The organism is Nonomuraea sp. NPDC048881 (assembly GCF_040649795.1).
Lineage (GTDB): Bacteria > Actinomycetota > Actinomycetes > Streptosporangiales > Streptosporangiaceae > Nonomuraea.
In genome coordinates, this window is record NZ_JBEZGC010000007.1 from 62,234 (window position 1) to 87,972 (window position 25,739).

The following is a 25,739-nucleotide window of genomic DNA, read 5'->3' on the forward strand; positions in this document are numbered from 1 at the left end:
TCCGTTCTGCGTCGCGCAGGAGGTGGCGAGCAGAGTTGCCGCCGCCACCGTGATGATGCTGAGATGGCGCAAGCTGGCCATCTGGCCTCCCTCGTGCCGAGATGGGGGTGTTGTTGGCTGGCACAGCTGGGGCGCGCGTCGTGGCCGCGACGCGCGCCCCACGTTTACTGAGACGAGCAACCCATGCCGGAGGAAGACTGTCGAGGTCGGTTACGTAACTGTTTGCGACTAGCGACTGGTCGGTAATGCTGATTCAGTGCGGGAATTGTCTGGAGATCGCGACATTAACTGAATAGCTGCTGGTAGAAAGCCAGCTCGGCGGCCAGGGCCGCGACCCGCGTCTCCAATCGGCGAAATCCATGGGATTCGCCGTCGAAAGCGAGATAAGTGCACGGGACGCCGCGCTCGGACAATGCGTCGGCGAAGGCCGTCGACTGCTCGGGCGGCACCACCGGGTCGTCGAGCCCCTGCAGCAGCAGCATCGGGCAGGACACCCCGTCGACCAGGCCGAGCGGCTCCCTGGCGGCGTAGACGGCCGGGTCGTCGCCGACCAGCCACTCGACGTAACGGGACTCGAAGTCGTGGGTGTGCGCGGCGAGCGGCGCGAGCGCGCTGACGCCGTAGTAGGACACCCCGCCCGCGAACACGCCGGAGCGGCAGCAGGCGGCCATCACCGTCCAGCCGCCCGCGCTGCCGCCGCGCACCGCGATCCGGGCCGGATCGGCCAGCCCGGAGTCGGCCAGCCACTGGGCGGCGGCGACGGTGTCGGCGACGTCGACCAGCCCCCACTGGCCGCGCAGCCGCTCCCGGTAGGCGCGGCCGTAGCCGGTGGAGCCGCCGTAGTTGACGTCGAGCACGCCGATGCCGCGCGAGGTCAGGAACGCCTTCTCCAGGTCGAGCGCCGTGTCGGCGTGGGCGGTCGGGCCGCCGTGCACGAACACCACGAACGGCGTCGGCTCCTCGGCGACCTGGTGCAGGAAGGCGTGGACGGGCCGCTCGCCCGGCACGACCACCGGCCGCGGATCGGGCACCCCGGACAGGTCGGGCAGGCGCTCGCCGGCCCGCGCCAGCGGCTCGGCCCGCCCGGCGGCGACGTCGACCCGCACGACAGAGCGCGGCAGCCGGGCGGCGTGGCCGACGCCCGTCACGGACATGCCGTCGGCCGCGAGCGCGGCCTGCCATCCCGTGTAGGGCAGATCGAGGTCGTGGAGCGCTCCCGTGGCCGGGTCGAGCACGCCCAGCCGCAGGTCGCCGCGCCCGTGCAGGACGGCGAGCCGCCCGTCGCCGAGCACGGCGTAGGGCGCGCCGCCGAGCTGCCACGGCGGCTGCGTGAACTCCTCCTCGGCCGGGCACAACGCCCGCGGCGCGGCGCCGTCGAGGCCGCACTCGTAGAGGTTCCACCAGCCGGAGCGGTCGGAGACCAGGTAGAGGGTGGCGTCGTCCTTCCAGGCGGGCGACAGGACGGACTCCGCCGCGCCGCCCAGCACCGTGCGGGCCTGCCCGTCGCGCAGCCGGACGACGCGCAGCTCGGTGCCGTCCCAGGGCATGCGGGGGTGGTTCCAGCAGACGTAGGCCAGGTGGGCGCCGTCGGGGGACAGGACGGGGGAGGCGTAGAAGTCGTGGCCGCAGGCCCGCTCCCGGGGCTCGCCGCCCTCCAGCGGGATCGACACCACGGACCGGGTGATCTTGCCGTGCTCGCCGTGGCGCTCGCGCACCGCCCAGATCTCGCCGTCGTGGACGGTCAGGTCGGCGTAGCGGGAACCCTCGGCGGTGAGGGGTTTCGGCTGGCCGTTTTGCCCGAGAAGGTACAGGCGCTGGTCGGCCAGACCGGCGAAGACCACGTCGCCGCCGGGCGTCACGGCATAGGGACGCCCGCCGTACTCGTGGACCCTCGTGCGCGCGCTCCAGGGGGCGGGCAGCAGGTCATGGCAGGTGCCGTCGGCCTCGCGGCGGACGATCGCGGTGCGGCCGCCCTCGCCCGGACGGTCTTCGGTCCACCACACCCGGCCGCCCTGCGCGACGGGCCAGCCGGGCCGCAGACCGGCGGCGGCGACGTCGCGGGCGGAGATGGGGGACGGCCAGAAAGGCATACCCGCATCCTGCCGGAAGATCCGGGGCCGTGGGGCGCGATCAAGAACATCTCTCCTGCGGCGGCATCGAGGTGGGCAGGTTGAGCCCGGTGTCGCCGAACCACTTGCGCAGCAGGCGCGTGGCCGTCCCGTCCCGCCACATCTCGACCACGGCCCGCTCGGCGGCCTCGCAGGTGACGATGTCGCCCTTCTTCAGGCCGATGGCGTACCGCTCGTCGGTGAAGGGGTCGTTCAGCAGCCGGAACAGGCCGGGGGCCTGCTGGGCGAAGCCGGCCAGGGTCAGGTCCTCGGTGGAGACGGCGTCCAGCTCGTCGTCGCTGAGCTTGCGCACGCAGTCGGAGTAGTTGGCCGCGGGCACGGCCACGACGGGCAGGTCGAGCTTGCCGTCAGGAGGCGGGTCGGCGACGCGCTTGAAGGAGTTGGAGCCCGGCACCTGGCACACGCGCTTGCCCCGCAGGTCGTTGACGTCGCGGATGGACGCGTCCTCGGCCCGGACCATCGTGTCCTGGTGCACGAGCACGTACGGGCCGGCGAAGGTCACCTTGGGCCGGCGGGCCTCGGTGATGGAGTAGGTGGCGAACACCATGTCCACGGTGCCGTTCTGGAGCAGCGCCTCGCGGCCCGCCGCCGGCGCCTCCCGCCAGGTGATGCGCACGGGCCGGCCGCGGGCCAGCTTGGCGACGACGTACCGGGCGACGTCCACGTCGAAGCCCACGGGATCGCCGGGACCGGCCTTCAGGCCCAGGCTCGGCTGGTCCCACTTGGTCCCCACGATGACCTGGCCGGTGCCCCTGATCTTGCCCACGACGTTGGAGTAGGCGCCGCCGCCCCCGCACGCCACCGGTACGGCGAACGCGGCCGTGCCGGCCAGCGCCACCACGACTCCACGTATCCGCACGCACAGGAGTCTGTGGGCTCGGCGGCCCGGCGGGCCCGGTCTGCGTGCCGCACCGGCGAAGATCTGAGGCTTTCTTTACGAGACGGCGGCGGGACGGGAACCCCGCCGCCATGCTCGCAGGTCACTCCACGGGGATGTCGGGCGCCATGCCGCCGCCCTCGGTGCCCTGGCCGGTGGCGACGCCGACGGAGGCCGCGCCCGGGGTGGGGATCGGCCGCGCCGAGGTCTTCCTGCTGCGCCGGCTGCGCCGCTCCAGCAGGGTGGCCAGGTAGCTCAGCGTCATGTTGAGCGCCACGTAGATGACGCCGATGACGATCGCCGCCGGGATCAGCGAGCCGAAGTACGCGGCCGGCAGGATCTTGAACCCGGTGTTGAGCAGGTCGACGTAGGCGATGATGTAGCCGAGCGCGGTGTCCTTCAGCAGCACCACGAGCTGGCTGACGATCGCCGGCATCATCGTCGTGACCGCCTGCGGCAACAGCACCAGGCGCAGCACCTGGTTCTTGCGCATGCCCACCGCGTAGGCGGCCTCGGCCTGCCCCTTGGGGATGGCGTGCACGCCCGCGCGCACGATCTCCGCCAGCACCGAGCCGTTGTAGAACATCAGGCCCAGCACCACCGCGATGAAGGCGTAGTCGCCGCCACCGGCGATGGCCGGGGCCAGGTAGAAGATGAAGAAGATCAGCAGCAGCAGCGGGATGGACCTGAAGATCTCCACCACCGCGGCCGCCGGCACCCTGATCCAGGCGTGGTCGGAGAGCCTGGCCAGGCCGAAGACCGCGCCGAAGACCAGCGCGAGCACCGCCGCGGCGGCCGCCGCCTCCAGCGTGCCGAGCAGGCCCGGCAGGATGAACTCCTGCCACACCTCGGCCGTCAGGAACGGCTGCCAGATCTTGCCGTCCCACTGGCCCTTGACGTCGAAGCCCCGGTAGACGAAGTACGCGACGGCCAGGACCGCCAGGACACTGATCGCCGTCAGCAGGTGGTTGCGCAGCCGGGCCCGGGGGCCGGGGGCGTCGAACAGGACGGACGCGCTCATCGTGCCACCGCCAGACGCCGGGCCAGCCAGCCGGAGAAGAAGCCGATCGGCATGGTCACGAGCATGAAGGCCACGACCACCCCGAGGAAGATCGGGATCGAGGCCCCTGTGGTGTCGAACGTGAGCTTCATCTCGGCGGCCACGTCGGCGGCGTACCCGCCGGCGACCGCCACCGTCGTGTTCTTGATCATGGCGATCATCACGCTGGCCAGCGGCGCGATGACCGATCGGAACGCCTGCGGCAGGATGATCAGCCGCAGCGTCTGCATGAAGCTCAGCCCGATCGCGCGGGCCGCCTCCGCCTGTCCCATCGGGACCGTGTTGATGCCCGAGCGCACCGCCTCGCACACGAACGCCGACGTGTAGATCGACAGGCCCATCGAGACGATCCAGAAGGAGTTCGTCCGCGGCTCGCCGGAGAAGACGAGGCCGAGCTTGTCGCTCAGGCCCAGCGCCGAGAACGCCAGCACCAGGGTGAGGGGGGTGTTGCGCACCACGTTCACATAGACCGTGCCCACCGCGCGCAGCACGGGCGTCGGGGAGACGCGCATCCCGGCCAGGACCGTCCCGAGGACGAGCGAGACGACCGCGGCCACGAGCGCGATCCTGATGTTCCCCCAGAAGCCCATCGCGAGGTCGGGCAGGTACTTGATTTCTACATCAACGTAGCACAACCCAATGGGGGGGGGGCGGCCGGGATCCCGGCCGCCGCCTCTGGCGTGACTAGCTGCAGCCCTCGGCCGGGGGCGCGGTCTCCGACAGCTTCAGGCCCTCGATGCCGCCGAACCACTTCTCCAGCAGCTGCTTCATGGTGCCGTTGTCCCAGATCTTCTTCACCGCGGTGTTGACGGCCTCACACGTCTTGGTGTCGCCCTTCTTCAGGCCGATGCCGTACTTCTCGTCGGTGAAGCCCTGGCCGAGCACCTTGAAGTTGCCGCCGGCCTGCTTGGCGAAGCCCGCCAGGATCAGGTCGTCGGTGGTGACGGCGTCGAGGTTGCTGCCCGACAGCTTCTGCACGCACTCGGAGTAGTTGGCCGCGTCGACGGTCGTGGCGTCGATGTCGAGCTTGCCGTCCGGGGGCGGGTCGGTGACGCGCTTGTAGGAGTTGGAGCCGGCCGCCTTGCAGATCTTCTTGCCCTTGAGGTCCTGCGGGGCGTTGATCGCGGCGTCGTCCTTGCGGACCATGATGTCCTGGTGCGCGATCACGTACGGGCCGCCGAAGGACACCTTGGCCTTGCGCTCCTCGGTGATGGAGTACGTGGCGAAGACGATGTCGACGGTGCCGTTCTGGAGGAAGGGCTCGCGGTTGGAGGAGGCCGACTCCTTCCACTCGATCTGCGCGTCCTTGCCGCCGTTCATCTCCTTCAGCACGGCCTTGGCGACGTCGACGTCGAAGCCCTCCGGCTCCGACCCCTTCTTCAAGCCCAGGCTCGGCTGGTCCCACTTGGTGCCGACCACGACCTTGCCGCCGTCCTGAACCTTCTCCAGGACGCTGGCGTAGGTCTTGTCACCGCCGCAGGCGGCCAGGGCGGCGAGCATGCCCACTCCCGTGACCACCGCTCCCAAACGACGCATGTGCATGTATACCTGCCTCAAAATCTCAGTGCGTGAGGATCTTCGAAAGGAAATCACGCGCGCGGTCGGTCTGCGCGTTGGTGAAGAACTCGTCGGGGGTGTTCTCCTCCACGATCTGCCCGTCCGCCATGAAGACCACCCGGTTGGCGGCCCGGCGGGCGAATCCCATCTCGTGCGTGACGACCATCATCGTCATGCCGTCACGTGCCAGCCCGATCATCACGTCGAGCACCTCCTGGACCATCTCCGGGTCCAGGGCCGAGGTGGGCTCGTCGAAGAGGATCATCTTCGGGTCCATGGCCAGCGCACGTGCGATCGCGACCCGCTGCTGCTGGCCGCCGGAGAGCTGGGCCGGGTACTTGTCCGCCTGCGCGGCGATGCCCACCCGTTCCAGCAGCTCCATGGCCCGCGCGTCGGCCGCCTGGCGGTCCTTGCGGCGCACCTTGATCGGGCCGAGCGTGACGTTCTCGCGGATGGTCTTGTGCGCGAACAGGTTGAAGGACTGGAACACCATGCCGACCTCGGACCGCAGCCTGGCCAGCCCCCTGCCCTCCTCGGGCAGCACCTGGCCGTCGAACACGATCCTGCCGTCGTCGATCGTCTCCAGGCGGTTGATCGTCCGGCACAGCGTGGACTTTCCACCGCCCGAAGGCCCGATGACCACCAGAACCTCGCCACGAGAGACGGTCAAGTTGATGTCCTTCAGGACGTGCAACGCCCCGAAGCGCTTGTTGACGCCCTCCAACTGAACGAGTGGAGTGGCGTCGCCGTTCTCCGTCATGGACCAAAACGGTAGAGGTCATTAAGACGCTGGTCACTAACCAGGTGGTACCGATCCGGTCACATCGAGCCGTCAAGCTGGTGTTTTAGACGGGGGCGGCTGCCGCGAGCCGGACAACGACTACCCTTGAAGCTGCCATGACTGTGACCCAGGAGAGCGCCCGCACGTACGAAGTGCGCACATACGGGTGCCAGATGAACGTGCACGACTCCGAGCGCCTTTCCGGCCTGCTGGAAGACGCCGGCTACGTGCCGGCCCCCGACGGCCGGACGGCCGACGTCGTCGTGTTCAACACGTGCGCCGTGCGGGAGAACGCCGACAACCGCCTCTACGGAAACCTCGGCCACCTGCGGCCGGCCAAGATGGACAACCCGCGCATGCAGATCGCGGTGGGCGGCTGCCTGGCCCAGAAGGACCAGGGCGAGATCGTCCGCAAGGCGCCCTGGGTCGACGTCGTCTTCGGCACCCACAACATCGGATCCCTGCCGGTGCTGCTGGAGCGGGCCCGGGTGGCTGGCGAGGCGCAGGTCGAGCTGAAGGAGTCGCTGGAGGTCTTCCCCTCCACGCTGCCCACCAAGCGCGAGTCGGCCTACGCGGCGTGGGTCGCGATCTCGGTCGGCTGCAACAACACCTGCACGTTCTGCATCGTGCCCTCGCTGCGCGGCAAGGAGAAGGACCGCCGTCCCGGCGACGTCCTGTCCGAGGTGCGCACGCTCGTCGGCCAGGGCGTCCTGGAGGTGACGCTGCTCGGCCAGAACGTCAACACCTACGGCGTCGAGTTCGGCGACCGGTTGGCCTTCGGCAAGCTGCTGCGCGCCTGCGGCGACGTCGAGGGCCTGGAGCGGGTGCGCTTCACCTCGCCCCACCCGGCCGCCTTCACCGACGACGTCATCGCCGCCATGGCCGAGACGCCCAACGTCATGCACCAGTTGCACATGCCGTTGCAGTCGGGCTCCGACCGCGTGCTGAAGGCCATGCGCCGCTCCTACCGCGCCGAGCGCTACCTCGGCATCATCGAGCGGGTGCGGGCCGCCATGCCCGACGCGGCCATCTCGACCGACATCATCGTCGGCTTCCCCGGCGAGACCGAGGACGACTTCCAGGCCACCCTCGACGTCGTCCGGCAGAGCCGCTTCGCCAACGCCTTCACCTTCCAGTACTCCATCCGTCCGGGCACCCCGGCGGCCACCATGGAGGACCAGATCCCGAAGGAGGTCGTCCAGGAGCGTTACGAGCGCCTGGTGGCCCTGCAGGAGGAGATCTCCTGGGAGGAGAACAAGAAGCAGGTCGGCCGCACGCTGGAGGTGCTGGTCGCCGAGGGCGAGGGCCGCAAGGACGACGCCACGCGCCGCCTGTCCGGCCGCGCCGCCGACAACCGGCTCGTGCACTTCGCGGTGGGCGAGGAGACCCCGAGGCCCGGTGACATGGTCACCGTCGAGGTCACCTACGCCGCCCCCCACCACCTGGTCGCCGACGGCGCGGTCCGGGCGGTGCGGCGCACGCGGGCCGGCGACGCCTGGGAGGCGCGCCAGGGCGCCCCGGCGAAGGGGCCCGGCGTGCTGCTCGGCATGCCGTCCGTCGGCCGCCCGGCGGCTCCCGCCCCGGCCGCCGGAGCCTGCTCGGCCCACTGAGCCACCGCGTTCCGACACCCCGCCGCTCCTTCGGGACGGCGGGGTGTCGCGCGTGGGTCAGCGCCTGAGACGGTCGAGGAAGCTGTAGCACGGCTGCCGGCGGAAGTCGTCGAACGTGGCGCACGGGTCGGGGCCGCCGGCCCGTACGGAGGGAGGCGGCGGCGGGGGAGGCGCCTGACGGTCCGGCTCGGGGACGACCCGTTCCCTGGGCGGCGCCTGCGGGGACGCGTGCGGAGCCGGACGGCGTACGGCGGCCCGCCGGGACGGACGCGGCGGCGCGACCAGCGGCGGACGCGTGGGAAGCGCTCTGGGAGCGAGCGGCGACGACAGCTCGCCCTTCACCGGCCTGCCCTTTCCCGGAGAGTTCGAGGGCTCGCCCGGCTCCGGCTCCGCCGTCGTGGGCCGGTCGGGCGCCGGCACGGCCTCCATCCAGCCCGGCGACCAGGGGCGGGGCGACCAGGGCCCGGGCGACCAGGGGCCCGCCGACGGGGTGGGCGGCGCCGGGGACGGCTCGGCCACCGGCGAGCCCGCGATCCGCGAAGGAAAATACGATCTTGGGATAAGCGGTGTTTCCTGATCGAATTCACGGCGGATTTGCGGGCGCGATTCCGGAGAACTGGTGAATGCGAGGAAAATCCCTAGCCCGGCCGTGACGAGTACCCCGGCCGCCCCGGCCGCGGCGCCCAGCCGGGGACGGCCACCTGGGCAAACAGATCTTTGGGGGGACAAGTCGTGATTCCTTTGTGATTGGTGTGCGAGCATTCCGCTGATGCGGCTAGTGTGGTCCATCACCCGCGGAAGCCGGCGAGCTTTCCCCGATACGACCGCAGGGAGCTGCACCACCATGCATGATCCGACCGAGACGGATCGTCAGGAGATCCTCTCCGGGCCGGGCTCGTCCCCGAGGCCCCCGGGCAAGAGCAGGAAGACCGCCGTCATCGCCGCGTTCGCCCTCGTGGGCGTGCTCGCCGCGGGCGGCGCCGGCTACCTGCTGGCGGCCAAGCCCGGCCAGAGCACCCAGCAGGAGCAGGGCTCCGGCCGCCCGTCCCCGTCCCCGGCCACGAGCGCCGGCGACGAGGTGTTCGAGGCCGACGACGACGCCACCATGGGCGACGCCACCACCGACGCCCCCGACGACGGCCTGCCCACCGACGGCTCCGACGACTCCGCCATGGGCGACGCCGTCACGGACACGGGCGGCGGCTCCGACCCCGCCGACAAGGGATCGACCGGTTCCGACGGCACCGGCGGCACCGGCGGCACGACGCAGACGGGCACCGGCAAGAAGCCCGGCACCCCGTCCGCCAAGGCCCCGCAGCCGGACGGCGACAATCCCGCCGACGGCCCCGCTGGGGTGCTCAGCGGCCAGTGCGCCAAGAGCGGCTGCTGAGACACCGCCCCCAAGTGGCTCGCCCTTTCCGGCCGGTAATGGATCTGCTGGAGAGCCGGCGGTCCTCGTAGGGTGCCGGGCATGACGACTGACAGAGCGGCCACGTTGCGACGGCTGCACGTGCCCGGCAGCCCGCTGATCCTGCCCAACGTCTGGGACGCCGCGTCGGCGCGCGCGGTCCAGGAGGCCGGGTTCCCGGTGGTGGCCACCGGCAGCGCGGCCGTCTCCCGCGTGCTGGGGTACGCCGACGGCGAGAGGACGCCGGTCGGGGAGATGATGGCTGCCATCGCCCGCATCGCCAGGGCCGTGGACGTGCCCGTGACCGCCGACGTCGAACGCGGTTACGGGCTCGCGCCGGCCGAGCTGGCCGAGCGGCTGGCCGAGGCGGGGGCGGTGGGCTGCAACGTGGAGGACTCCGACCCGCGCACCGACGAGCTGGTCGACGCCGGGGCGCAGGCGGACTTCCTGGCCGGCATGCGGGCGGCCGCGGGCGACGCCCTGGTGATCAACGCCCGGGTCGACACCTACGTGCGGGGCCTGCGCGACCGGGTGGCGGCGGTGTCGCGCGGGCGGCGCTACCTGGAGGCCGGGGCCGACTGCGTGTACCCGATCACGCTGGCGGACGAGGGCGAGATCGCGGCCCTCGTCGCCGAGGTGGGCGGGCCGGTGAACATCCTGTTCCGGCCGAAGGCGCCGTCGTACGCGCGGCTGGCGGAGCTGGGGGTGGCCAGGATCAGCTTCGGCGGCGGCCTCCACCAGGCGGCCCACGCCTACACCCAGGGCCTGCTCGCCGCCATCGCACAAGGCCACGACCCCTACACGACCTGACCGCCGGTTTGGGGCGGGTGGCGCGTACGCTTGCGCTCGTGCTTGTCGCCGCGGCCGTCTGCCCGCAAACCCCGCTGATCGTGACCGGGCTGCCCGAGCTGCGCGCGGCCTGCCGTACCGCGGTCGCCGCGCTCCGGGCCGCCCGTCCCGACGTGCTGGTCGTGGTGGGCGGCGCGGAGGCGACCCGCTCCTACGACGGCGCCGCGGCGGGCACCCTGCGGCCCTGGGGCTTCGACCTCGCGGTGGGCGAGGGCCGGCCCGTGCTGCCGCTGTCCCTGACCGTCGGCCGCCGCCTCCTGAACGACCCCGAACAGCCCCCCGCCACCGACGCCGACGGGGTTCCCGGGCAGGCGGTCGCCTTCGATGCCGCTCCGGCCGAGTGCCGGGCGATCGGTGCCGGCCTGGCCGCGCTCGGGCGGGTCGCGCTGCTGGTCATGGCCGACGGCTCGGCCTGCCTGACCCCGCGGGCCCCCGGCCGGTTCGACGAGGCGGCCGGGCCGTACGACGACCTGATCGCCGAGGCGGTCGGCAGGGCCGACGCGGCGGCGCTGGCCGCGCTCGACCCCGTCGAGGCCGACCGGCTGTGGGTGACCGGCCGCGCGGCCCTCCAGGTGCTGGCCGGCGCCGCCGAGGGGACGCCGCTGACCGGCACGCTGCTCATGCGGTCGTCGCCCTACGGCGTCGGCTACTTCACGGGCGTGTGGCGCTGACGAGGCGGCGCCGGAAGGCGCGTCAGGCCTGGGGGCGGCGGGGGACGGGGATGCGCATCAGGTCGCGGGCGGTGATCACTTCGCCGTCGTAGCTGCGGCGTACCTCCGCCACGAACGCCGGCTCCTCGGCGAACCCGTACCGCTCGGAGAAGTGCGTGAGCACCAGCCTGCGCACCCCCGCGTCGGCCGCCACCACGCCCGCCTCGAACGCCGTCAGGTGCCCGTACTCCTTGGCCAGCGCGCTCTCGGCGGACAGGAACGTCGACTCGATCACCAGCAGGTCGGCCCCGAAGGCCAGCTCGAACACGGCGTCGCACAGGCGGGTGTCCATGACGAACGCGGCGCTCTGCCCCGGCCTGGGCTCGCTGCACTCGGCGAGCGTGACGCCCCGGACCGAGCCGGTGCGCTGGAGCTCGCCGACCTCCGGGCCGCGGATGCCGTGGCGGGCCAGCCGGTCGGGAAGCATGCGGCGGCCGGGCGGCTCCTGGACGCGGTAGCCGTACGACTCGACGGGGTGGGACAGGCGGCGGGCGATCAGCGGCCCCACCCCGGCCAGCGCGCCGGAGACCGGATGCTCCTCGATCACCTTCGTGTCGGCGAACGCGGCCGCGTGCCGCAGCCTGCGCCAGTACGTCTCGCCGGCGGCGGGGAAGACCGCGCGCACCGGATGGCGCACCCGGTCGCGGGCGATGCGCTGCACGACACCGGGCACGCCCAGGCAGTGGTCGCCGTGGAAGTGGGTCACGCACAGCCAGTGGACGTCGTTCGCGCTCAGCCCGGCGTGCAGCATCTGCCGCTGCGTGCCCTCGCCCGGGTCGAAAAGGTAGCCTTGCCCGTCCCAGCGCAGAAGGTACCCGTTGTGGTTACGGTGTCGGGTGGGCACCGCGCTGGAGGTGCCCAGCACCACGAGTTCACGTGAGGACATGATGACCACGCAGTCCACGCTGTCCACGGTCGCGTTCGCCGAGGTGCCGACGCCGGTCGGCCCGTTCGTCCTGGCCGTCACCGAGCGCGGGCTGGTCGCCTCGGGATGGGGGTCGCCCGCCGGACTGGCCGGTCGGCTCGGCCTGGCTGAGGTTCATGATGCGGATCGTACGGCCTGCGCGGTCGCCGAGCTGAACGCTTATTTCGCCGGCGAGCTGCGCACGTTCAGCACCCCCGTGGACTGGCGGCTGATGACCGGCTCCCGGCTGCAGGTGCTCCAGGCCCTGCACCGCGTGCCGTACGGCACCGCCGTCACCTACGGCGAGCTGGCCCGGCGCGCCGGGTCGAGCGTGCCCGCCCGCGGCATCGGCTCGATCATGGGCTCCAACCCGATCCCCATCATCGTGCCCTGCCACCGGGTGGTCGCGGGCAACGGGCTGGGCGGGTTCAGCGGCGGCGTGGGGGTGGAGACCAAGCGCTGGCTGCTGACCCACGAGGGATACCTCCAGCCGACGCTCCTCGACCTGTAGGTGGTCCGTCCACACCCGGACAGTTGACACACTGGTCGGTGTGCGCCAGCAGCCAGTCATCGCCGTCGTGGGCCCCACGGCGGCCGGGAAGTCCGATCTCGCCGTCGACCTCGCGCTCCGGCTCGGGGGCGAGTGCGTCAACGCCGACTCCATGCAGCTCTACCGCGGCATGGACATCGGCACGGCCAAGCTCACCCCCGCCGAGCAGCGCGGCGTCCCGCACCATCTGCTGGACATCTGGGACGTCACGGTCACGGCCAGCGTCGCCGAGTACCAGCGGCTGGCCAGGGAGCTGTTCGCGAAGATCGACGTCCCGGTGCTGGTGGGCGGCAGCGGCCTCTACGTCCGGGCGGCCCTCGACGACCTGGAGTTCCCCGGCACCGACCCGGTGATCAGGGCCCGGCTGGAGGCGGAGCTGGCCGAGCGCGGCCCGGCCCCCCTGTACGAGCGGCTGCGCGAGCTCGACCCGCCCGCCGCCGAGGCGATCCTGCCGAGCAACGGCCGCCGCATCGTGCGCGCGCTGGAGGTGATCGAGCACTCCGGCCGGCCGTTCTCGGCCACCATGCCGTCCTACGACGCCGTCTATCCCAGCGTGCAGCTCGGCCTGGAGGTGCCGCGGCCCGTGCTCGACGAGCGCATCGAGCTGCGGGTCGAGCGCATGTGGGCGGCGGGCCTGGTCGAGGAGGTCCGCGCGCTGCTCGGGCAGGGCCTGGCCGAGGGGCGCACGGCGGGCCGCGCGCTCGGTTACGCCCAGGTCATCCGGTTCCTGGAGGGGGAGTGGACCGAGGAGCAGGCGTTCGCCGAGACGGTCAGGGCCACCAGGCGCTTCGCCCGCCGCCAGGAGTCGTGGTTCCGCCGCGACCCGCGGGTGCGCTGGCTCCCGTACGACGCCCCCGACCTGCTTGAACGATCCCTGGCGCACATCGCCGACCCGGGTGCGGCATAAACTCAGGCAATGCGGTTTCTCAAGGGGCACGGCACCGAGAACGATTTCGTCATCCTGCCCGATCCCGACGACGGCGTGGAAGTGACGGCCGCGCTCGTGGCCAAGATCTGTGACCGGCGGGCCGGGATCGGCGCCGACGGCGTGCTCCGGGTCGCCAGGACCAAGCAGCACGCCGAGGTGGCCGAGCAGGCCGCGGTGGCCGACTGGTTCATGGACTATCGCAACGCCGACGGCAGCGTCGCGGAGATGTGCGGCAACGGCGTACGCGTCTTCGCCCGCTACCTGGTGGACGCGGGGTTGGTGGAGGGGACGGAGTTCTGCCTGGCCACCAGGGGCGGCCCGCGCCGGGTCCGGGTCGAGCCCAACGGCGACATCACGGTCGACATGGGCAAGCCGGCCGTGCTGGGCGAGAGCATGGCGGGCGTCGGCGGACACGAATACACCGGTCTCCACGTCGACATGGGCAACCCCCACCTGGCCTGCGCGATCGGCGACCCGGTCGTCCAGCTCGACCTCAGCCACCAGCCCGGCTTCGACACCGGGGTGTTCCCGGCGGGCGTCAACATCGAGCTGTTCAACCCGGTCGGCGTCAGCCGCGTGGTGATGCGGGTCTACGAGCGCGGCTCGGGCGAGACGCGGTCCTGCGGCACCGGCGCCGTGGCGACCGCCGTGGCGGCCGCGCACATGTCCGGCGACACCACCGGCACCTGGACCGTCGAGGTCACCGGCGGCTCGCTGACCGTCATCCTCGACGAGGACACGAGCTACCTGTCCGGCCCGGCGGTGATTCTGGCGAGCGGCGAGCTGATGCTTGCAGAATGATGTTCTCCTGAGGGATGCTGGGTCCACTTTCCGAACCGAGGAGGGGTTGAGGATGGCGGACCCGCGTACCACGGCGGTCCAGGTCAAGGCGCCGATCGGCCAGTACGGCGGCGGCTTCATGGTCTCCCGCGAGGCCAAGGCCGTCTGCGAGCAGCACGGGCTCGGCCCGCGCGAGCTGTACTTCCGCGGGCGCTGCGGGGTGCTCGGCGAGTGCCACGCCGACGTGGTCACCTCGGTGGCGGTCTTCTTCCCCGCCGCCCACGTCGAGGAGAGCTGGAACGGCGGCAGGAAGATGCCCGTCGAGCAGGCCGTCGAGCTCTACACCGAGGCGTGCAGGCAGTGGGGCCGGCGCAAGCTCGGCGGTCACGACGGCTGCGCCCGGATCGCCGAGCTGCTCGAACCGGTCGTCGCGCAGGCCTCGCCGGTGGGCGCGCCGCTGTTCGCCGGCTGGCGGGCGGTGCCGCTGCCGGACGACCCGCCCGCGCGCGCCGTCCAGCTCATGCACGTCGTGCGCGAGCTGCGCGGGGGCCTGCATGCCAACGCCGTGCTCGCGGCCGGCCTGCACCCCCTGGAGGCCACGCTCGCCGCCGTCCACGACACCACCCCCTTCGGCTACGCCGACGGCGTGACGATCGCCAGGTTCTTCACCTGGCCCGAGCCCTACGCCACCCCCGGCCCCGACGTCGTGGCGCGGCGGGCCCAGGTCGAGGAGACCACCGACGACCTGATGGCCCCGGTCTTCTCGGTCCTGCGCGACAACGAATCGGACGAGCTGATCGAGCTTCTGCGTTTTGGGCACGCTCGTTGACCTGGCAGACTGACTGCCCATGGACGTGGACATCTGGGCCTGGGTCGGCGAAACCCAGCAGCAGCTTTCCGAGGCGGGCAACGTTGGCCTCGCCATGGCGCTGGGAGACCTTCCCGCACAGGCCTACGAGGGCCGGTATCCGCAGCTCGACGTGATGGCCCCGGCCATCGCCCAGCAGGCCGAGACGCTGGAGCTGCCCTGGCTGGAGTTCTACGCCCGCTACTGGCACCTCATGGGCCGCATCGGCGACCGGGCCCAGGGCGCGGTGGCCATCGACGACGCGCGGCAGCTGCTCACGTTCGCCCAGCGCGAAGACGTGCGCGACTGCCCGGCCACCCCGGCCGCCGTCGAGGCGATGGCCGTCGTGTGGGCCAACACCGACGGCCCCGGCTACGCCGGTGACCGCCTGGAGACGGTGGGCGCCTTCCTGGAGGGCACCAGCCCGGAGCGGCCCGCCTTCAGCGGCCTGGTCACCCAGTACGTCGCGGCGCTCGTCGACGCAGGCAAGGCCGGCGAGGCCGTCGCCTACGCCGAGTCCGCGGTCGAGCGGCTGCGCACGGCCGGTCGCGAGGCGAGCTGGGAGCTCGGCGCCGAGGGCGCCCGCGCCCTGCTGGCCGCCGGCCGGGCCGACGACGCGCTGGCCGCCCTGCAGGCCGCCGCCGACTTCGCCCCCGACGACCCGCCCGCCAAGGCCCACCGCGAGGGCGTGCGCCGCGCGCTCATCCTGGCCGAGCTCGGCCGCACGGCCGAGGCCGTCGACGCGCTGCCCGACCTCGACGTGGTCGGCGAGCACCCGCGGGTCTTCGTCGAGTGGTCGCGCGCGGTCGCCAAGCTGGCCGGTTCCTCCCAGATCACCAACACCTGGCAGCTCGGCCGGGTGCTGCGCCAGTGGATCGACTACTTCGGCATGATGGGCGGCTACCGCGCCCGCGTCGAGCTCGCGCTGGTCGCGGGCGAGCTGGCCCTGGCCAGGAACGGCGTGTGGCAGGCCCGCCTGCTGGCCGACCTGGCCGAGTCCGGCGCGGCGGAGCTGCGCGGCGAGACCGGCGACCTGACCGAGCGCGTCGCCGCGCTGCGGGCCGCCGCCGACGCCACCTCCGAGCCCGCGGCCCCCGGGCCCCTGACCGAGCGGGTCGGCCTGTTCGACGCCGCCGACGGCTTCAACGCCGACCCCGAGAAGTGGGTGGGCTGGCTCGCGCCGCTGTCCGGGCAGGACCTGGAGGCCACCCGCCGCCACACCACCACGCTCGGCTTCCTCGGCTTCCCCGCGGCGGGCGCCGACATCTACTGGAAGCTGCTGGTCGACTCCGGCGACATCGCCTCGGCCGACCCCGACGACATCGCCTACCTGACCACCCTGCTCATCGAGGCCCGCCAGGACGAGCGCCTGGAGCAGATGGCCGCGCTGCTGCCGCACGCCGCCCAGTACCTCGCGCTGGCCAGGCTCCACAGCGCCCGCGAGCGCTGGCCGGAGACGCTCGACGCCGCCGAGCACGCGGTCGCGGCCGGGGCCGGCATCGAGGCCAGGCGCCTGCTGTCCGGCGCCGCCCAGCAGCTCGACCACAACGACAGGGCCGCCGGCGTCCTGGCCGAGGTGCTCGACGAGCTGACCGACGAGGACGTCTGGCGCATGGTCGTCATGGCCACCTCGGCTGAAGACTGGGACACCGTGCGCAAGGGCGCGGCCAAGATCGGCATGCCGATCAAGTCCAAGCAGGGCCCGATCGAGGAGGAAATGGGCCTGATCCGGCTCATCCTCCCGGCCCCCGACGGCGGCCAGCGCCAGGTGTTGTCCATCCGCACCGGCCCGGCCACCGCCCGGCTGGCGCTGCCGCAGCCGCGCGGCATGGACTACAACGCCGGCGACCTGGTCGTGTTCGACCCGCAGCTGCTGGAGCCCGTCCCGGAAGACCCGCAGGAGCAGCAGAACTTCGTGCCGCCGTTCGCGGCCGTGCGCATCCTGCGTCCCGGCGGTTACACCAGCTACTTCTTCGACGGCGCCGCGCCGAGCGAGGAGGACTGGGCGGAGTTCACCGAGGTCATGGCCGAGCGCGGCTGGCCGATGTGGGTCTACAGCGACGAGAACTACACCGTCACCCACCCGACCAGCGGCGAGTCGCTGCCGGGCGTGTTCGGCTGGGTCGCGGTGCCGCCGGACGTGTCGGCCGCCGAGGTCGACGCCCTGCTCGACGACGCCACCGAGCGCTGGGTGCACCCGCTGGCCTGGCTCGACCTGGCCCGCGAGATCGACGTCGAGGTCGAGCGGCACGAGCGCATCGTCAAGGAATACGGGCTCTGACGTGCTGGAGCGCTTCAGCCTCGACGGCAAGGTCGCCATCGTCACGGGCGCGTCGTCGGGGCTGGGCGTGGCCTTCGCCCGCGGGCTGGCCGAGGCCGGCGCCGACGTCGTGATCGGCGCCCGGCGCGCGGACCGGCTGGCGGAGACCGGGCGCCTGGTCGAGGAGACCGGGCGCCGCTGCCTCCCGGTCCCGACCGACGTGGCGGCGCCGGAGGAGTGCGACGCGCTGGTCGCCGCGGCCGTGGCCGAGTTCGGGGCGGTCGACGTGCTGATCAACAACGCGGGGGTCGGCACCGCCGTGCCCGCGCTGCGCGAGCGGCCCGAGGAGTTCCGCCGGGTGGTGGAGATCAACCTGCACGGCACGTACTGGATGGCGCAGGCGTGCGCGCGGGTGATGCGGCCGGGCTCGTCGATCGTGAACATCGGCAGCATCCTCGGCGCGACCACCGCCGGGCTGCCGCAGGCCGCCTACAGCGCGTCGAAGGCGGCCGTGGCCGGGCTCACCCGCGACCTGGCCCAGCAGTGGACGGCCCGGCGCGGCATCCGGGTCAACTGCCTGGAGCCGGGGTTCTTCGCCTCGGAGATGACCGAGCAGTACCCGCCCGGCTACCTGGAACGCATGCTGGAGCTGCGGGTGCCGATGAAACGGCCCGGCGACCCGGCCGAGTTGGTGGCGGCGGCGGTCTTCCTGGCCTCCGACGCCTCGTCGTACGTCACCGGTGTCACGCTGCCGGTGGACGGCGGCATCCTGATCACCTAGACGGTCCTTCTAGTACGTTGTCGGGAATGACCGCCCCCTTCGTACGTTCCTACCGTCCGGCCGATCTGGCCGCCGTCTACGACATCTGCGTGCGCACGGCCGACGCCGGTGGCGACGCCCGCGGGCAGTACGCCTCCGACCTGCTCACGGGCGACATCTTCGCCGCCCCATACGTCACCCTGGAGCCCGAGCACGCCCACGTCGTGGACGACGGCACGGGTCAGGCCGTCGGCTACGTCGTGGGCACCGCGGACACGGCGGCGTTCGTCCGCCGCTACCGCGAGGAGTGGATCCCGGCGTCCGCGGCGCGCTGCCCCCTTCCCACCGACCCGCCGGTCACGGCGGACGACGTGATGCTCGCCCTGCACCACCGGCCCGAGCGCATGCTGGTGCCCGAGCTGGCCGGCCACCCCGCCCACCTGCACATCGACCTGCTGCCCGACTGGCAGGGCAAGGGCTGGGGACGCCGGCTCATGAGCGCCTTCGTCGACGGCCTGCGCGCCGCCGGGGTGCCGCGGCTGCATCTGGGGATGGTCAGCACGAACGCGCCCGCGCGGGCCTTCTACGACCGGCTCGGCTTCGCGGAGCTGGCGGTGGCCGACGCCGGGCCGGTGACGTACCTGGGACGGGACACCTCGCCGCTCGGCTAGCTCTTGTCCGCGGGGAGCCAGGGCCTTATGTTCGTTGCGTAGTCCGGTGCGTGTTGCGTATTAAGGAACAACCGGAGGCGTGATGGGTCGGCCGCGCGTGGTGATCATCGGAGCCGGGATCGTGGGGTGCGCGGTGGCCGACGAGCTCACCGAACGCGGCTGGAGCGACGTCACCGTCGTGGAGCAGGGCCCGCTCTTCGCCGCGGGCGGCTCCAGCTCGCACGCCCCCGGCCTGGTCTTCCAGACGAACCCGTCCAAGACCATGACCGAGTTCGCCGCCTACACCGTGCGCAAGTACACCGCGCTCGGCGCGCACTGCTTCCGGCAGGTCGGCGGCCTTGAGGTGGCCACCACCCCCGAGCGCTGGACCGACCTGCACCGCAAGCTCGGCTGGGCGCAGTCGTGGGGCGTCGAAGGGCGCCTGCTGGACGCCGCGCAGTGCGCCGAGCTGTGGCCGATGCTGGACCGCGACCGGGTGCTGGGCGGCTTCCACGTGCCGAGCGACGGCCTGGCCGCCGCCGTGGCCTGCGGCGAGACGCAGGCGGCGCGGGCCACCGAACGCGGGGCGCGCTTCCTCGGCGGGCACACCGTGACCGGCGTCGAGCAGCAGGGCGGCCGGGTCACCGGCGTCTCCTGCCTGGCCGCGGGGGAGTACCGGACGATCCCGGCCGACGTGGTCGTGTGCGCGGCCGGATTCTGGGGCCCGTCGATCGGGGAGATGGCCGGGCTGACCGTGCCGCTGCTGCCGCTGGCCCACCAGTACGCGAAGTCCGCCCCCCTGCCCCCGCAGCCCGAGGGCCCCATCCTGCGCCACCAGGACCGCGACCTGTACGCCCGGCAGCACGGCGACCGCATCGGCATCGGCTCCTACGCCCACCGCCCCATGCCGGTCGCCCAGCACGAGATCGGCCCCAAGGGCACCACCATGCCCTCGGTCCAGGCGTTCACCGAGGAGGACTTCGAACCCGCCTGGTGCGACGCCGCCGAGCTGCTGCCCGCCCTGGCCGGGTCCAAGTACGAGGACGGCATCAACGGCGTCTTCTCCTTCACCGCCGACGGCTTCCCGCTGATCGGCGAGGCGCCGCACCTGGACGGGTTCTGGCTGGCCGAGGCCGTCTGGGTGACGCACTCGGCCGGGGTGGCCAGGGCGGTCGCCGAGCTGCTGGTGACCGGCCGGTCGCAGGTGGACCTGCACGAGTGCGAGCCGGCCAGGTTCGAGCAGGCGCAGCTGTCGCCCGCCTACGTCGAGGAGCGCGGCAGGCAGAGCTTCGTCGAGGTCTACGACGTCATCCACCCGTTGCAGCCCATGGAGTCGCCGCGGCCGATGCGGACCAGCCCGTTCCATCCGCGTCAGGTGGAGCTGGGCGCGTACTTCCTGGAGTCGGCCGGATGGGAGCGGCCGCACTGGTTCGAGGCGAACGAGCCGCTGCTCGCCGGACTCGAAGAGCCGCGGATCGGCGCCGACCGGCGGGACGCGTGGGCCGGTCGCCACTGGTCGCCCATCGCGGCCGCCGAGGCGTGGGCCACCCGCGAGCGGGTCGCGCTCTACGACATGACCTCGCTCAAGCGCATCGAGGTCAGCGGTCCGGGCGCGGCGGCCTTCCTCCAGCACATGACCACCAACAACGTGGACAAGAAGCCCGGCACGGTCACCTACACCCTGCTGCTGGACGCCGGCGGCGGCATCCGCTCCGACCTCACGGCGGCGCGGCTGGCCGAGGACAGGTTCCAGCTCGGCGCGAACGGCAACCTCGACCTCGACTGGCTGACCCGGCACGCCCCCCGCGGGGTGCACATCAGGGACATCACGCCCGGCACCTGCTGCGTCGGCGTGTGGGGGCCGCAGGCCAGGGAGCTGGTGCAGGGGCTCACGGACATGGACCTGTCCAACGAGGGCTTCCGCTACTTCACCTGCCGGTCCGGGTACGTCGGGCAGGTGCCGGTGCTCGCGATGCGCGTCTCGTACGTGGGCGAACTGGGGTGGGAGCTCTACACCGGCGCCGACATGGGACTCAAGCTGTGGGACACGCTGCGGTCCGCCGGGACGCCGGTCGCGGGCGGGCGGGCCGCGTTCAACAGCCTCCGGCTGGAGAAGGGGTACCGGCTCTGGGGCGTGGACATGACCACCGAGCACGACCCGTACGAGGCCGGGCTGGGCTTCGCGGTCAAGGAGGACAAGGACTTCCACGGCCGCGACGCGCTGCGCGCCGAACCGTCGCGCAGGCTCGTGCCGCTGCTCAGCGCCGAGGTGGTCATGGGCAAGGAACCGGTCTGGCACGCCGGCCGCGTCGCCGGGTACGTCACCAGCGCCGCGTACGGGCACACCATCGGCCGTCCGATCGCCTACGCCTGGCTGCCGGCCGAGCTGGCCGGACCGGGGACGCGGGTGGACATCTTGTACTTCGGCCGCCGCGTGCCCGCGGAGGTCGCCGCCGAGCCGCTGTTCGACCCCCGGATGGAGAAGATCAGACGTTGACCCACCCCGGCTTCCTCTGGCGCAACCCCGATCCGCGGCCCTCCTACGACGTGGTCGTCGTGGGCGGTGGCGGGCACGGCCTGGCCACCGCCTACTACCTGGCCAGGAACCACGGCCTGACGAACGTCGCCGTCCTGGAGAAGGGCTGGCTGGCCGGCGGCAACATGGCCCGCAACACCACCATCATCCGCTCCAACTACCTGTGGGACGAGAGCGCCGCCCTCTACGAGCACTCGCTGAAGCTGTGGGAGGGCCTGAGCGCGGAACTGGACTACGACCTGCAGTTCAGCCAGCGCGGCGTGCTCAACCTGGCGCACAACCTGCACGACGTGCGCGAGGGCAGGCGGCGGGTCAACGCCAACCGGCTCAACGGCGTGGACGCCGAATGGCTGGACGCCGACGAGGTCAGGAAGTTCTGCCCGATCGTCAACGTCTCCGGCCGGGCCCGCTACCCCGTCCTGGGGGCCACCTTGCAGCGGCGCGGCGGCATCGCCAAGCACGACCACGTCGCCTGGGCGTTGGCCCGCCAGGGCGACGCGTACGGCGTGGACCTGATCCAGGGCTGCGAGGTGACCGGGTTCGAGATCACCGGCAACCGGGTGACCGGCGTGCGCACCTCGCGCGGGCCCATCGCGGCGGGCACGGTGGCGCTCGCCTCGGCCGGGCACACCTCGGTCCTGGCCGAACGGGCGGGGATCCGGCTGCCGCTGCAGTCGCACCCGCTCCAGGCGCTGGTGTCGGAGCTGCTGGAGCCGGTGCTCGACTGCGTCGTCATGTCCAACGCCGTCCACGTGTACGTCAGCCAGGCGCACAAGGGCGAGCTGGTCATGGGGGCGGGCATCGACGCGTACAACTCCTACGGACAGCGCGGCGGGTGCCACGTGATCGAGGCGCAGATGGCGGCGGCCCTGGAGCTGTTCCCGCTGTTCAGCCGGGTCCGCGTGCTGCGGACGTGGGCCGGGATCGTGGACGTCTCGCCGGACGCCTCCCCGATCATCGGCGCCACCCCCGTGGACGGCCTCTACGTCAACGCCGGGTGGGGCACCGGCGGCTTCAAGGCGACCCCCGGCTCCGGCTGGGTGTACGCCGACACGATCGCCAACGGCCGGCCGCACCCGCTGGCCGAGCCGTTCGCGCTGGAGCGGTTCACCACGGGCGCGCTCGTGGACGAGCACGGCGCGGCGGCGGTGGCCCACTGATGCTGCTGCTCGACTGCCCCCACTGCGGCCCCCGCGACGAGACCGAGTTCCACTACGGCGGCCAGGCCGGGATCCCCTACCCACAGGCCCCCGGCGAGCTGTCCGACCAGGAGTGGGCCGCCTACGTATTCCTGCGCGACAACCCCAAGGGCTGGTTCCGCGAACGCTGGTTCCACACGCACGGCTGCCGGACCTGGTTCACCGTCGAACGGCACACGGTCACGCACGAGATCAGGAAGGCGCCATGAGGTTCACCTTCGACGGCCGTCCCCTCCAGGGGGAGCCGGGCGACACGCTGGCCGCCGCGCTGCTGCGCAACGGGGTGCGGGTGGTGGGCCGGGGCGTGGAGTCCGGCCGCCCGCGCGGCGTCTTCTCGGCCGGCCCCGAGGAGCCGAACGCCCTGGTCCGCGTGGGCGCCGACCCGATGCTGGCGGCCACGACGGTGGAGCTGTACGAGGGGCTGGAGGCGTGGAGCCTGCGCGGCAAGGGCCGGGTGGACCTCGACGCGGCCGACGACCGGCGCTGCGACAAGGGCTACCTGCACTGCGACGTGCTGGTGGTCGGCGGCGGCCCGGCCGGGCTGGCGGCGGCCGCCGCGGCGCGCGCGGCCCGGGTGATCCTGCTCGACGACCAGCCCCGCCTCGGCGGCGACCTGCTGAACAGCCGGGTGCTGCTCGACGGGGCGCCCGCGCTCGACTGGGTGGACTCGCTCGACCTGTCCGGCGTGCGGGTGCTCACCAGGACCACGGCCGTCGGCTACCACGACCACAACTACGTGGTGGCCGTCGAGCGGCGGGCGCGCGGCGAGCGGCTGTGGCACATCAGGGCCCGCCGGGTCATCCTGGCGACCGGCGCCCACGAGCGTTCGCTCGCCTTCCCCGGCAACGACCGGCCCGGCGTCATGCTGGCCTCGGCCGCCCGCGCCTACGCCAACCGGTACGGCGTGCTCCCGGGCCGCCGCGCGGTCGTCCTGGCCTGCGCCGACTCAGGCTACGAGGCCGCCGCGGACCTGCGCGCGGCAGGCGTGGAGATCGCCGCGATCGTCGATCCGCGCCCCGCAGGACTCACCCCCGACGCCCTGGCAGGGCAGGTGATCACCGGCACCACGGCCGGCGCGGACGGCGTGCTGACCGGCGTGCGGGTGGGGGAGCGGCACATCGAGGCCGACCTGCTGGCCGTGGCGGGCGGCTGGAACCCCGCCGTGCACCTGTTCAGCCAGTCGCAGGGACGGGTGCGCTTCGACGAGGGAGTGCAGGCGTTCGTCCCGGACGTCTCGGCGCAGGCCGAACGCTCCGCAGGCGCCTGCCGCGGCCGGTACGGCACCCGCGAGGCCATCGCCGACGGCCACGCCGCCGGCCGGGAGGCCGCCGGATCCGCCGCCCGCGAACTCCGCGTGCCCGACTGCGACGAGCGCCCCCCGCGGCCACCCGCGGCGTTGTGGCTGGTCGAGGGGGACGGCGACGAGCCCGCCTTCGCCGACCTGCACCGCGACGTGACCGTGACCGACCTGGCCAGGGCGACCGGCGCCGGGATGCGCTCGGTCGAGCACGTCAAGCGCTACACCACCGCGGGCACCGGCGCCGACCAGGGCAAGACGTCGGGGACGGTCGTCGTGGGCGTGATGTCGGCGCTGCTCGGGACCGCGCCGGGGCAGGTGGGCACGACCACGTTCCGGCCGCCGTACACGCCGGTGTCGTTCGCGACGCTGGCCGGGCGCGACCGCGGCGCGCTCTCCGACCCGGTCAGGACCACCGCCATGCACGCCGCGCACGTCGCGGCGGGCGCGGTGTTCGAGGACGTCGGCCAGTGGAAACGCCCCCGCTACTTCCCGCTGGACGGCGAGACCATGGAGGCCGCCGTGGCGCGCGAGTGCCGGGCCGCCCGCACCTCCGTCGCCGCCATGGACGCCTCCACCCTGGGCAAGATCGACGTCCGGGGCGCGGACGCGGGCGCGTTCCTGGACCGGATCTACACCAACCTGTACTCCACGCTCGCCGTCGGCGCCTGCCGCTACGGGCTCATGTGCCGGGCCGACGGCATGGTGTTCGACGACGGCACCACGACCAGGCTCGCCGACGACCACTACCTGATGACCACGACCACCGGCAACGCCGCCGCGGTGCTCGACTGGCTGGAGGAGTGGCGGCAGACCGAGTGGCCGCAGCTCGACGTCTCCTTCACCTCGGTGACCGACCACTGGGCGACGGTCGCCGTGGCCGGTCCCAAGGCACGGCGGGTGATCGCCGCCGTCGCGCCCGGCGCGCTCGGCCTGCCCTTCATGCGGTACGCCGAGACGGACGTGCTCGGCGTGCCCGGCCGGGTGTTCCGGATCAGCTTCTCCGGCGAGCTGGCCTACGAGGTCAACGTGCCCTGGCCGTACGGCAGGGCGTTGTGGGCGGCCGTGCTGGAACTGGGCGCGGTGCCGTACGGGACCGAGGCGATGCACGTGCTGCGGGCCGAGAAGGGGTTCGCCATCGTCGGCCAGGAGACCGACGGCACGGTCACGCCGCACGACCTCGGCATGTCGTGGATCGTCTCCGCGCGCAAGCCCGACTTCGTGGGCAAACGCTCGCACGCCCGCCCCGACACCGCCCGCGAGGGCCGCAAACGCCTGGTCGGCCTGCTCGCCGACGACCCCGCGACGCCGATCGAGGAGGGCGCCCAGCTCGTCAGGGGCGGCCCGGGTGCGCCCATGCTGGGGCACGTCACCTCCGGCTACGCCAGTGCGGCGCTCGGCCGGACGTTCGGCCTGGCCATGGTCAGGGACGTCGTGCCCGGGGACCGGCTCACGGCGGTGTCGGGGACGGCGGCCACCGGCGTGACGGTCGTCGAGCCGGTCCTGTACGACCCGGGCAACACCCGCCGCGACGGCGACCCCCTGGAGGAGGACGCGCCCGCGGCACCCGGGGGCGTTCCGGCGCGGGAGAGCCCGGCGGCGGCGTTCGCCGACCGGTTCGCGGCGGCGAGCGGGCCGTCGGTGCGGCTGCGCGAGCTGCCGTTCGAGCCGATGTGGGAGGTCAGGGGCGCCGATCCCGGCGTGGGGCTGCGGCTCGGCCCGTCGTGGTGGCTGGTGACCGGGGACGCCGCGCCGGGGCCCGGCTGGGTGGACGTCTCGGGGCAGCGGACGGTCCTGGAGCTGTCCGGGCCGGCGGCGGAGGACGTCCTGATCACCGGCTGTCCCGTGGACCTGCATCCCGACGTGTTCCCCGGGCACGCGCAGACGCTGCTGGGCCGGGCCTCGGTGATCCTGGAACGGCGGGCCCCCGGCGAGTACCGGATCCACGTCAGGTCGTCGTTCACCGCGTACCTGGCAGAGTGGCTCTTGGACGCCCTTTTAGCGTTATAAGACCATTTAGGGGTACTTGCTATACCTAGACTTTACG

23 protein-coding genes are annotated in these 25,739 nt (G+C 72.8%); 15 read left to right on the forward strand and 8 right to left on the reverse strand.

What is annotated here, in order from left to right; genetic code table 11:
• Positions 1-284 precede the first annotated feature (284 nt).
• The 6 genes from AB0C33_RS25200 to AB0C33_RS25225 form a co-directional block, all read right to left on the reverse strand.
• A complete protein-coding gene (locus tag AB0C33_RS25200; RefSeq protein ID WP_358291913.1) occupies positions 285-2,090 on the reverse strand; it encodes a prolyl oligopeptidase family serine peptidase in 1,806 nt (601 codons plus the stop codon).
• Positions 2,091-2,130: 40 nt separating this feature from the next.
• Positions 2,131-2,988, reverse strand: a complete 858-nt coding sequence (locus tag AB0C33_RS25205) for a glutamate ABC transporter substrate-binding protein (protein ID WP_358291915.1) — start codon at positions 2,986-2,988, stop codon at positions 2,131-2,133.
• Between the two features lie 121 nt (positions 2,989-3,109).
• Positions 3,110-4,027: an amino acid ABC transporter permease gene (locus tag AB0C33_RS25210; RefSeq protein ID WP_358291917.1), complete on the reverse strand. Its 918-nt coding sequence runs from the start codon at positions 4,025-4,027 to the stop codon at positions 3,110-3,112.
• On the reverse strand, positions 4,024-4,680 hold the full coding sequence (locus AB0C33_RS25215) for an amino acid ABC transporter permease (RefSeq protein WP_358292773.1): 657 nt from the start codon (positions 4,678-4,680) through the stop codon (positions 4,024-4,026). The genes AB0C33_RS25210 and AB0C33_RS25215 overlap by 4 nt, the downstream gene beginning before the upstream one ends.
• Positions 4,681-4,750: 70 nt before the next feature.
• Positions 4,751-5,602, reverse strand: coding sequence for a glutamate ABC transporter substrate-binding protein (locus AB0C33_RS25220; protein ID WP_358291919.1), 852 nt, complete (start codon positions 5,600-5,602; stop codon positions 4,751-4,753).
• A 25-nt stretch (positions 5,603-5,627) separates the two neighbouring features.
• The gene (locus AB0C33_RS25225) at positions 5,628-6,383 is read right to left on the reverse strand and encodes an amino acid ABC transporter ATP-binding protein (protein WP_358291921.1); all 756 of its coding nucleotides are present in this window, start codon (positions 6,381-6,383) and stop codon (positions 5,628-5,630) included.
• Positions 6,384-6,520: 137 nt separating this feature from the next.
• Here AB0C33_RS25225 and miaB point away from each other — a divergent pair, with 137 nt between their 5' ends.
• Positions 6,521-8,014 (forward strand): tRNA (N6-isopentenyl adenosine(37)-C2)-methylthiotransferase MiaB, encoded by a 1,494-nt coding sequence (gene miaB, locus AB0C33_RS25230; protein WP_358291923.1) that lies wholly within the window; start codon positions 6,521-6,523, stop codon positions 8,012-8,014.
• 57 nt (positions 8,015-8,071) lie between these two features.
• On the opposite strand, the gene AB0C33_RS25235 is transcribed toward miaB, so the two are convergent.
• A complete protein-coding gene (locus AB0C33_RS25235; protein WP_358291925.1) occupies positions 8,072-8,533 on the reverse strand; it encodes a hypothetical protein in 462 nt (153 codons plus the stop codon).
• A 325-nt stretch (positions 8,534-8,858) separates the two neighbouring features.
• On the opposite strand from AB0C33_RS25235, the gene AB0C33_RS25240 reads away from it, so the two are divergent.
• The 3 genes from AB0C33_RS25240 to AB0C33_RS25250 all read left to right on the forward strand — a co-directional run bounded on the left by AB0C33_RS25240 (position 8,859) and on the right by AB0C33_RS25250 (position 10,942).
• On the forward strand, positions 8,859-9,404 hold the full coding sequence (locus AB0C33_RS25240; protein ID WP_358291927.1) for a hypothetical protein: 546 nt from the start codon (positions 8,859-8,861) through the stop codon (positions 9,402-9,404).
• 81 nt (positions 9,405-9,485) lie between these two features.
• Complete coding sequence (locus tag AB0C33_RS25245) at positions 9,486-10,232, forward strand: isocitrate lyase/phosphoenolpyruvate mutase family protein (RefSeq protein WP_358291929.1); 747 nt, start codon at positions 9,486-9,488, stop codon at positions 10,230-10,232.
• A gap of 38 nt (positions 10,233-10,270) precedes the next feature.
• Positions 10,271-10,942 (forward strand): hypothetical protein, encoded by a 672-nt coding sequence (locus AB0C33_RS25250; protein ID WP_358291930.1) that lies wholly within the window; start codon positions 10,271-10,273, stop codon positions 10,940-10,942.
• Positions 10,943-10,964: 22 nt separating this feature from the next.
• Here AB0C33_RS25250 and AB0C33_RS25255 read toward each other — a convergent pair whose 3' ends face one another.
• Complete coding sequence (locus tag AB0C33_RS25255) at positions 10,965-11,867, reverse strand: ribonuclease Z (RefSeq protein WP_358291932.1); 903 nt, start codon at positions 11,865-11,867, stop codon at positions 10,965-10,967.
• Here AB0C33_RS25255 and AB0C33_RS25260 point away from each other — a divergent pair.
• From AB0C33_RS25260 to AB0C33_RS25310, 11 genes are all read left to right on the forward strand, one after another.
• Positions 11,866-12,396, forward strand: a complete 531-nt coding sequence (locus AB0C33_RS25260; RefSeq protein WP_358291934.1) for a methylated-DNA--[protein]-cysteine S-methyltransferase — start codon at positions 11,866-11,868, stop codon at positions 12,394-12,396. The two genes, AB0C33_RS25255 and AB0C33_RS25260, sit on opposite strands and share 2 nt — an antisense overlap.
• A 40-nt stretch (positions 12,397-12,436) precedes the next feature.
• On the forward strand, positions 12,437-13,342 hold the full coding sequence (gene miaA, locus AB0C33_RS25265; protein WP_358291935.1) for a tRNA (adenosine(37)-N6)-dimethylallyltransferase MiaA: 906 nt from the start codon (positions 12,437-12,439) through the stop codon (positions 13,340-13,342).
• Between the two features lie 9 nt (positions 13,343-13,351).
• A complete protein-coding gene (dapF, locus tag AB0C33_RS25270) occupies positions 13,352-14,164 on the forward strand; it encodes a diaminopimelate epimerase (protein ID WP_358291937.1) in 813 nt (270 codons plus the stop codon).
• Positions 14,165-14,216: 52 nt separating this feature from the next.
• Positions 14,217-14,972 (forward strand): hypothetical protein, encoded by a 756-nt coding sequence (locus AB0C33_RS25275; protein WP_358291939.1) that lies wholly within the window; start codon positions 14,217-14,219, stop codon positions 14,970-14,972.
• A gap of 19 nt (positions 14,973-14,991) precedes the next feature.
• Positions 14,992-17,271 (forward strand): tetratricopeptide repeat protein, encoded by a 2,280-nt coding sequence (locus tag AB0C33_RS25280; protein ID WP_358291941.1) that lies wholly within the window; start codon positions 14,992-14,994, stop codon positions 17,269-17,271.
• A gap of 1 nt (position 17,272) precedes the next feature.
• On the forward strand, positions 17,273-18,031 hold the full coding sequence (locus tag AB0C33_RS25285; protein WP_358291943.1) for a glucose 1-dehydrogenase: 759 nt from the start codon (positions 17,273-17,275) through the stop codon (positions 18,029-18,031).
• Positions 18,032-18,057: 26 nt separating this feature from the next.
• The gene (locus AB0C33_RS25290; protein WP_358291945.1) at positions 18,058-18,681 is read left to right on the forward strand and encodes a GNAT family N-acetyltransferase; all 624 of its coding nucleotides are present in this window, start codon (positions 18,058-18,060) and stop codon (positions 18,679-18,681) included.
• An 82-nt stretch (positions 18,682-18,763) separates the two neighbouring features.
• A complete protein-coding gene (locus AB0C33_RS25295) occupies positions 18,764-21,157 on the forward strand; it encodes an FAD-dependent oxidoreductase (protein ID WP_358291947.1) in 2,394 nt (797 codons plus the stop codon).
• Positions 21,154-22,356, forward strand: coding sequence for a sarcosine oxidase subunit beta family protein (locus AB0C33_RS25300; RefSeq protein ID WP_358291949.1), 1,203 nt, complete (start codon positions 21,154-21,156; stop codon positions 22,354-22,356). Before AB0C33_RS25295 ends, AB0C33_RS25300 begins: the two co-directional genes overlap by 4 nt.
• The gene (locus AB0C33_RS25305; protein ID WP_358291951.1) at positions 22,356-22,604 is read left to right on the forward strand and encodes a sarcosine oxidase subunit delta; all 249 of its coding nucleotides are present in this window, start codon (positions 22,356-22,358) and stop codon (positions 22,602-22,604) included. Before AB0C33_RS25300 ends, AB0C33_RS25305 begins: the two co-directional genes overlap by 1 nt.
• Positions 22,601-25,702: a 2Fe-2S iron-sulfur cluster-binding protein gene (locus tag AB0C33_RS25310; protein ID WP_358291953.1), complete on the forward strand. Its 3,102-nt coding sequence runs from the start codon at positions 22,601-22,603 to the stop codon at positions 25,700-25,702. Before AB0C33_RS25305 ends, AB0C33_RS25310 begins: the two co-directional genes overlap by 4 nt.
• Positions 25,703-25,739: the final 37 nt, after the last annotated feature.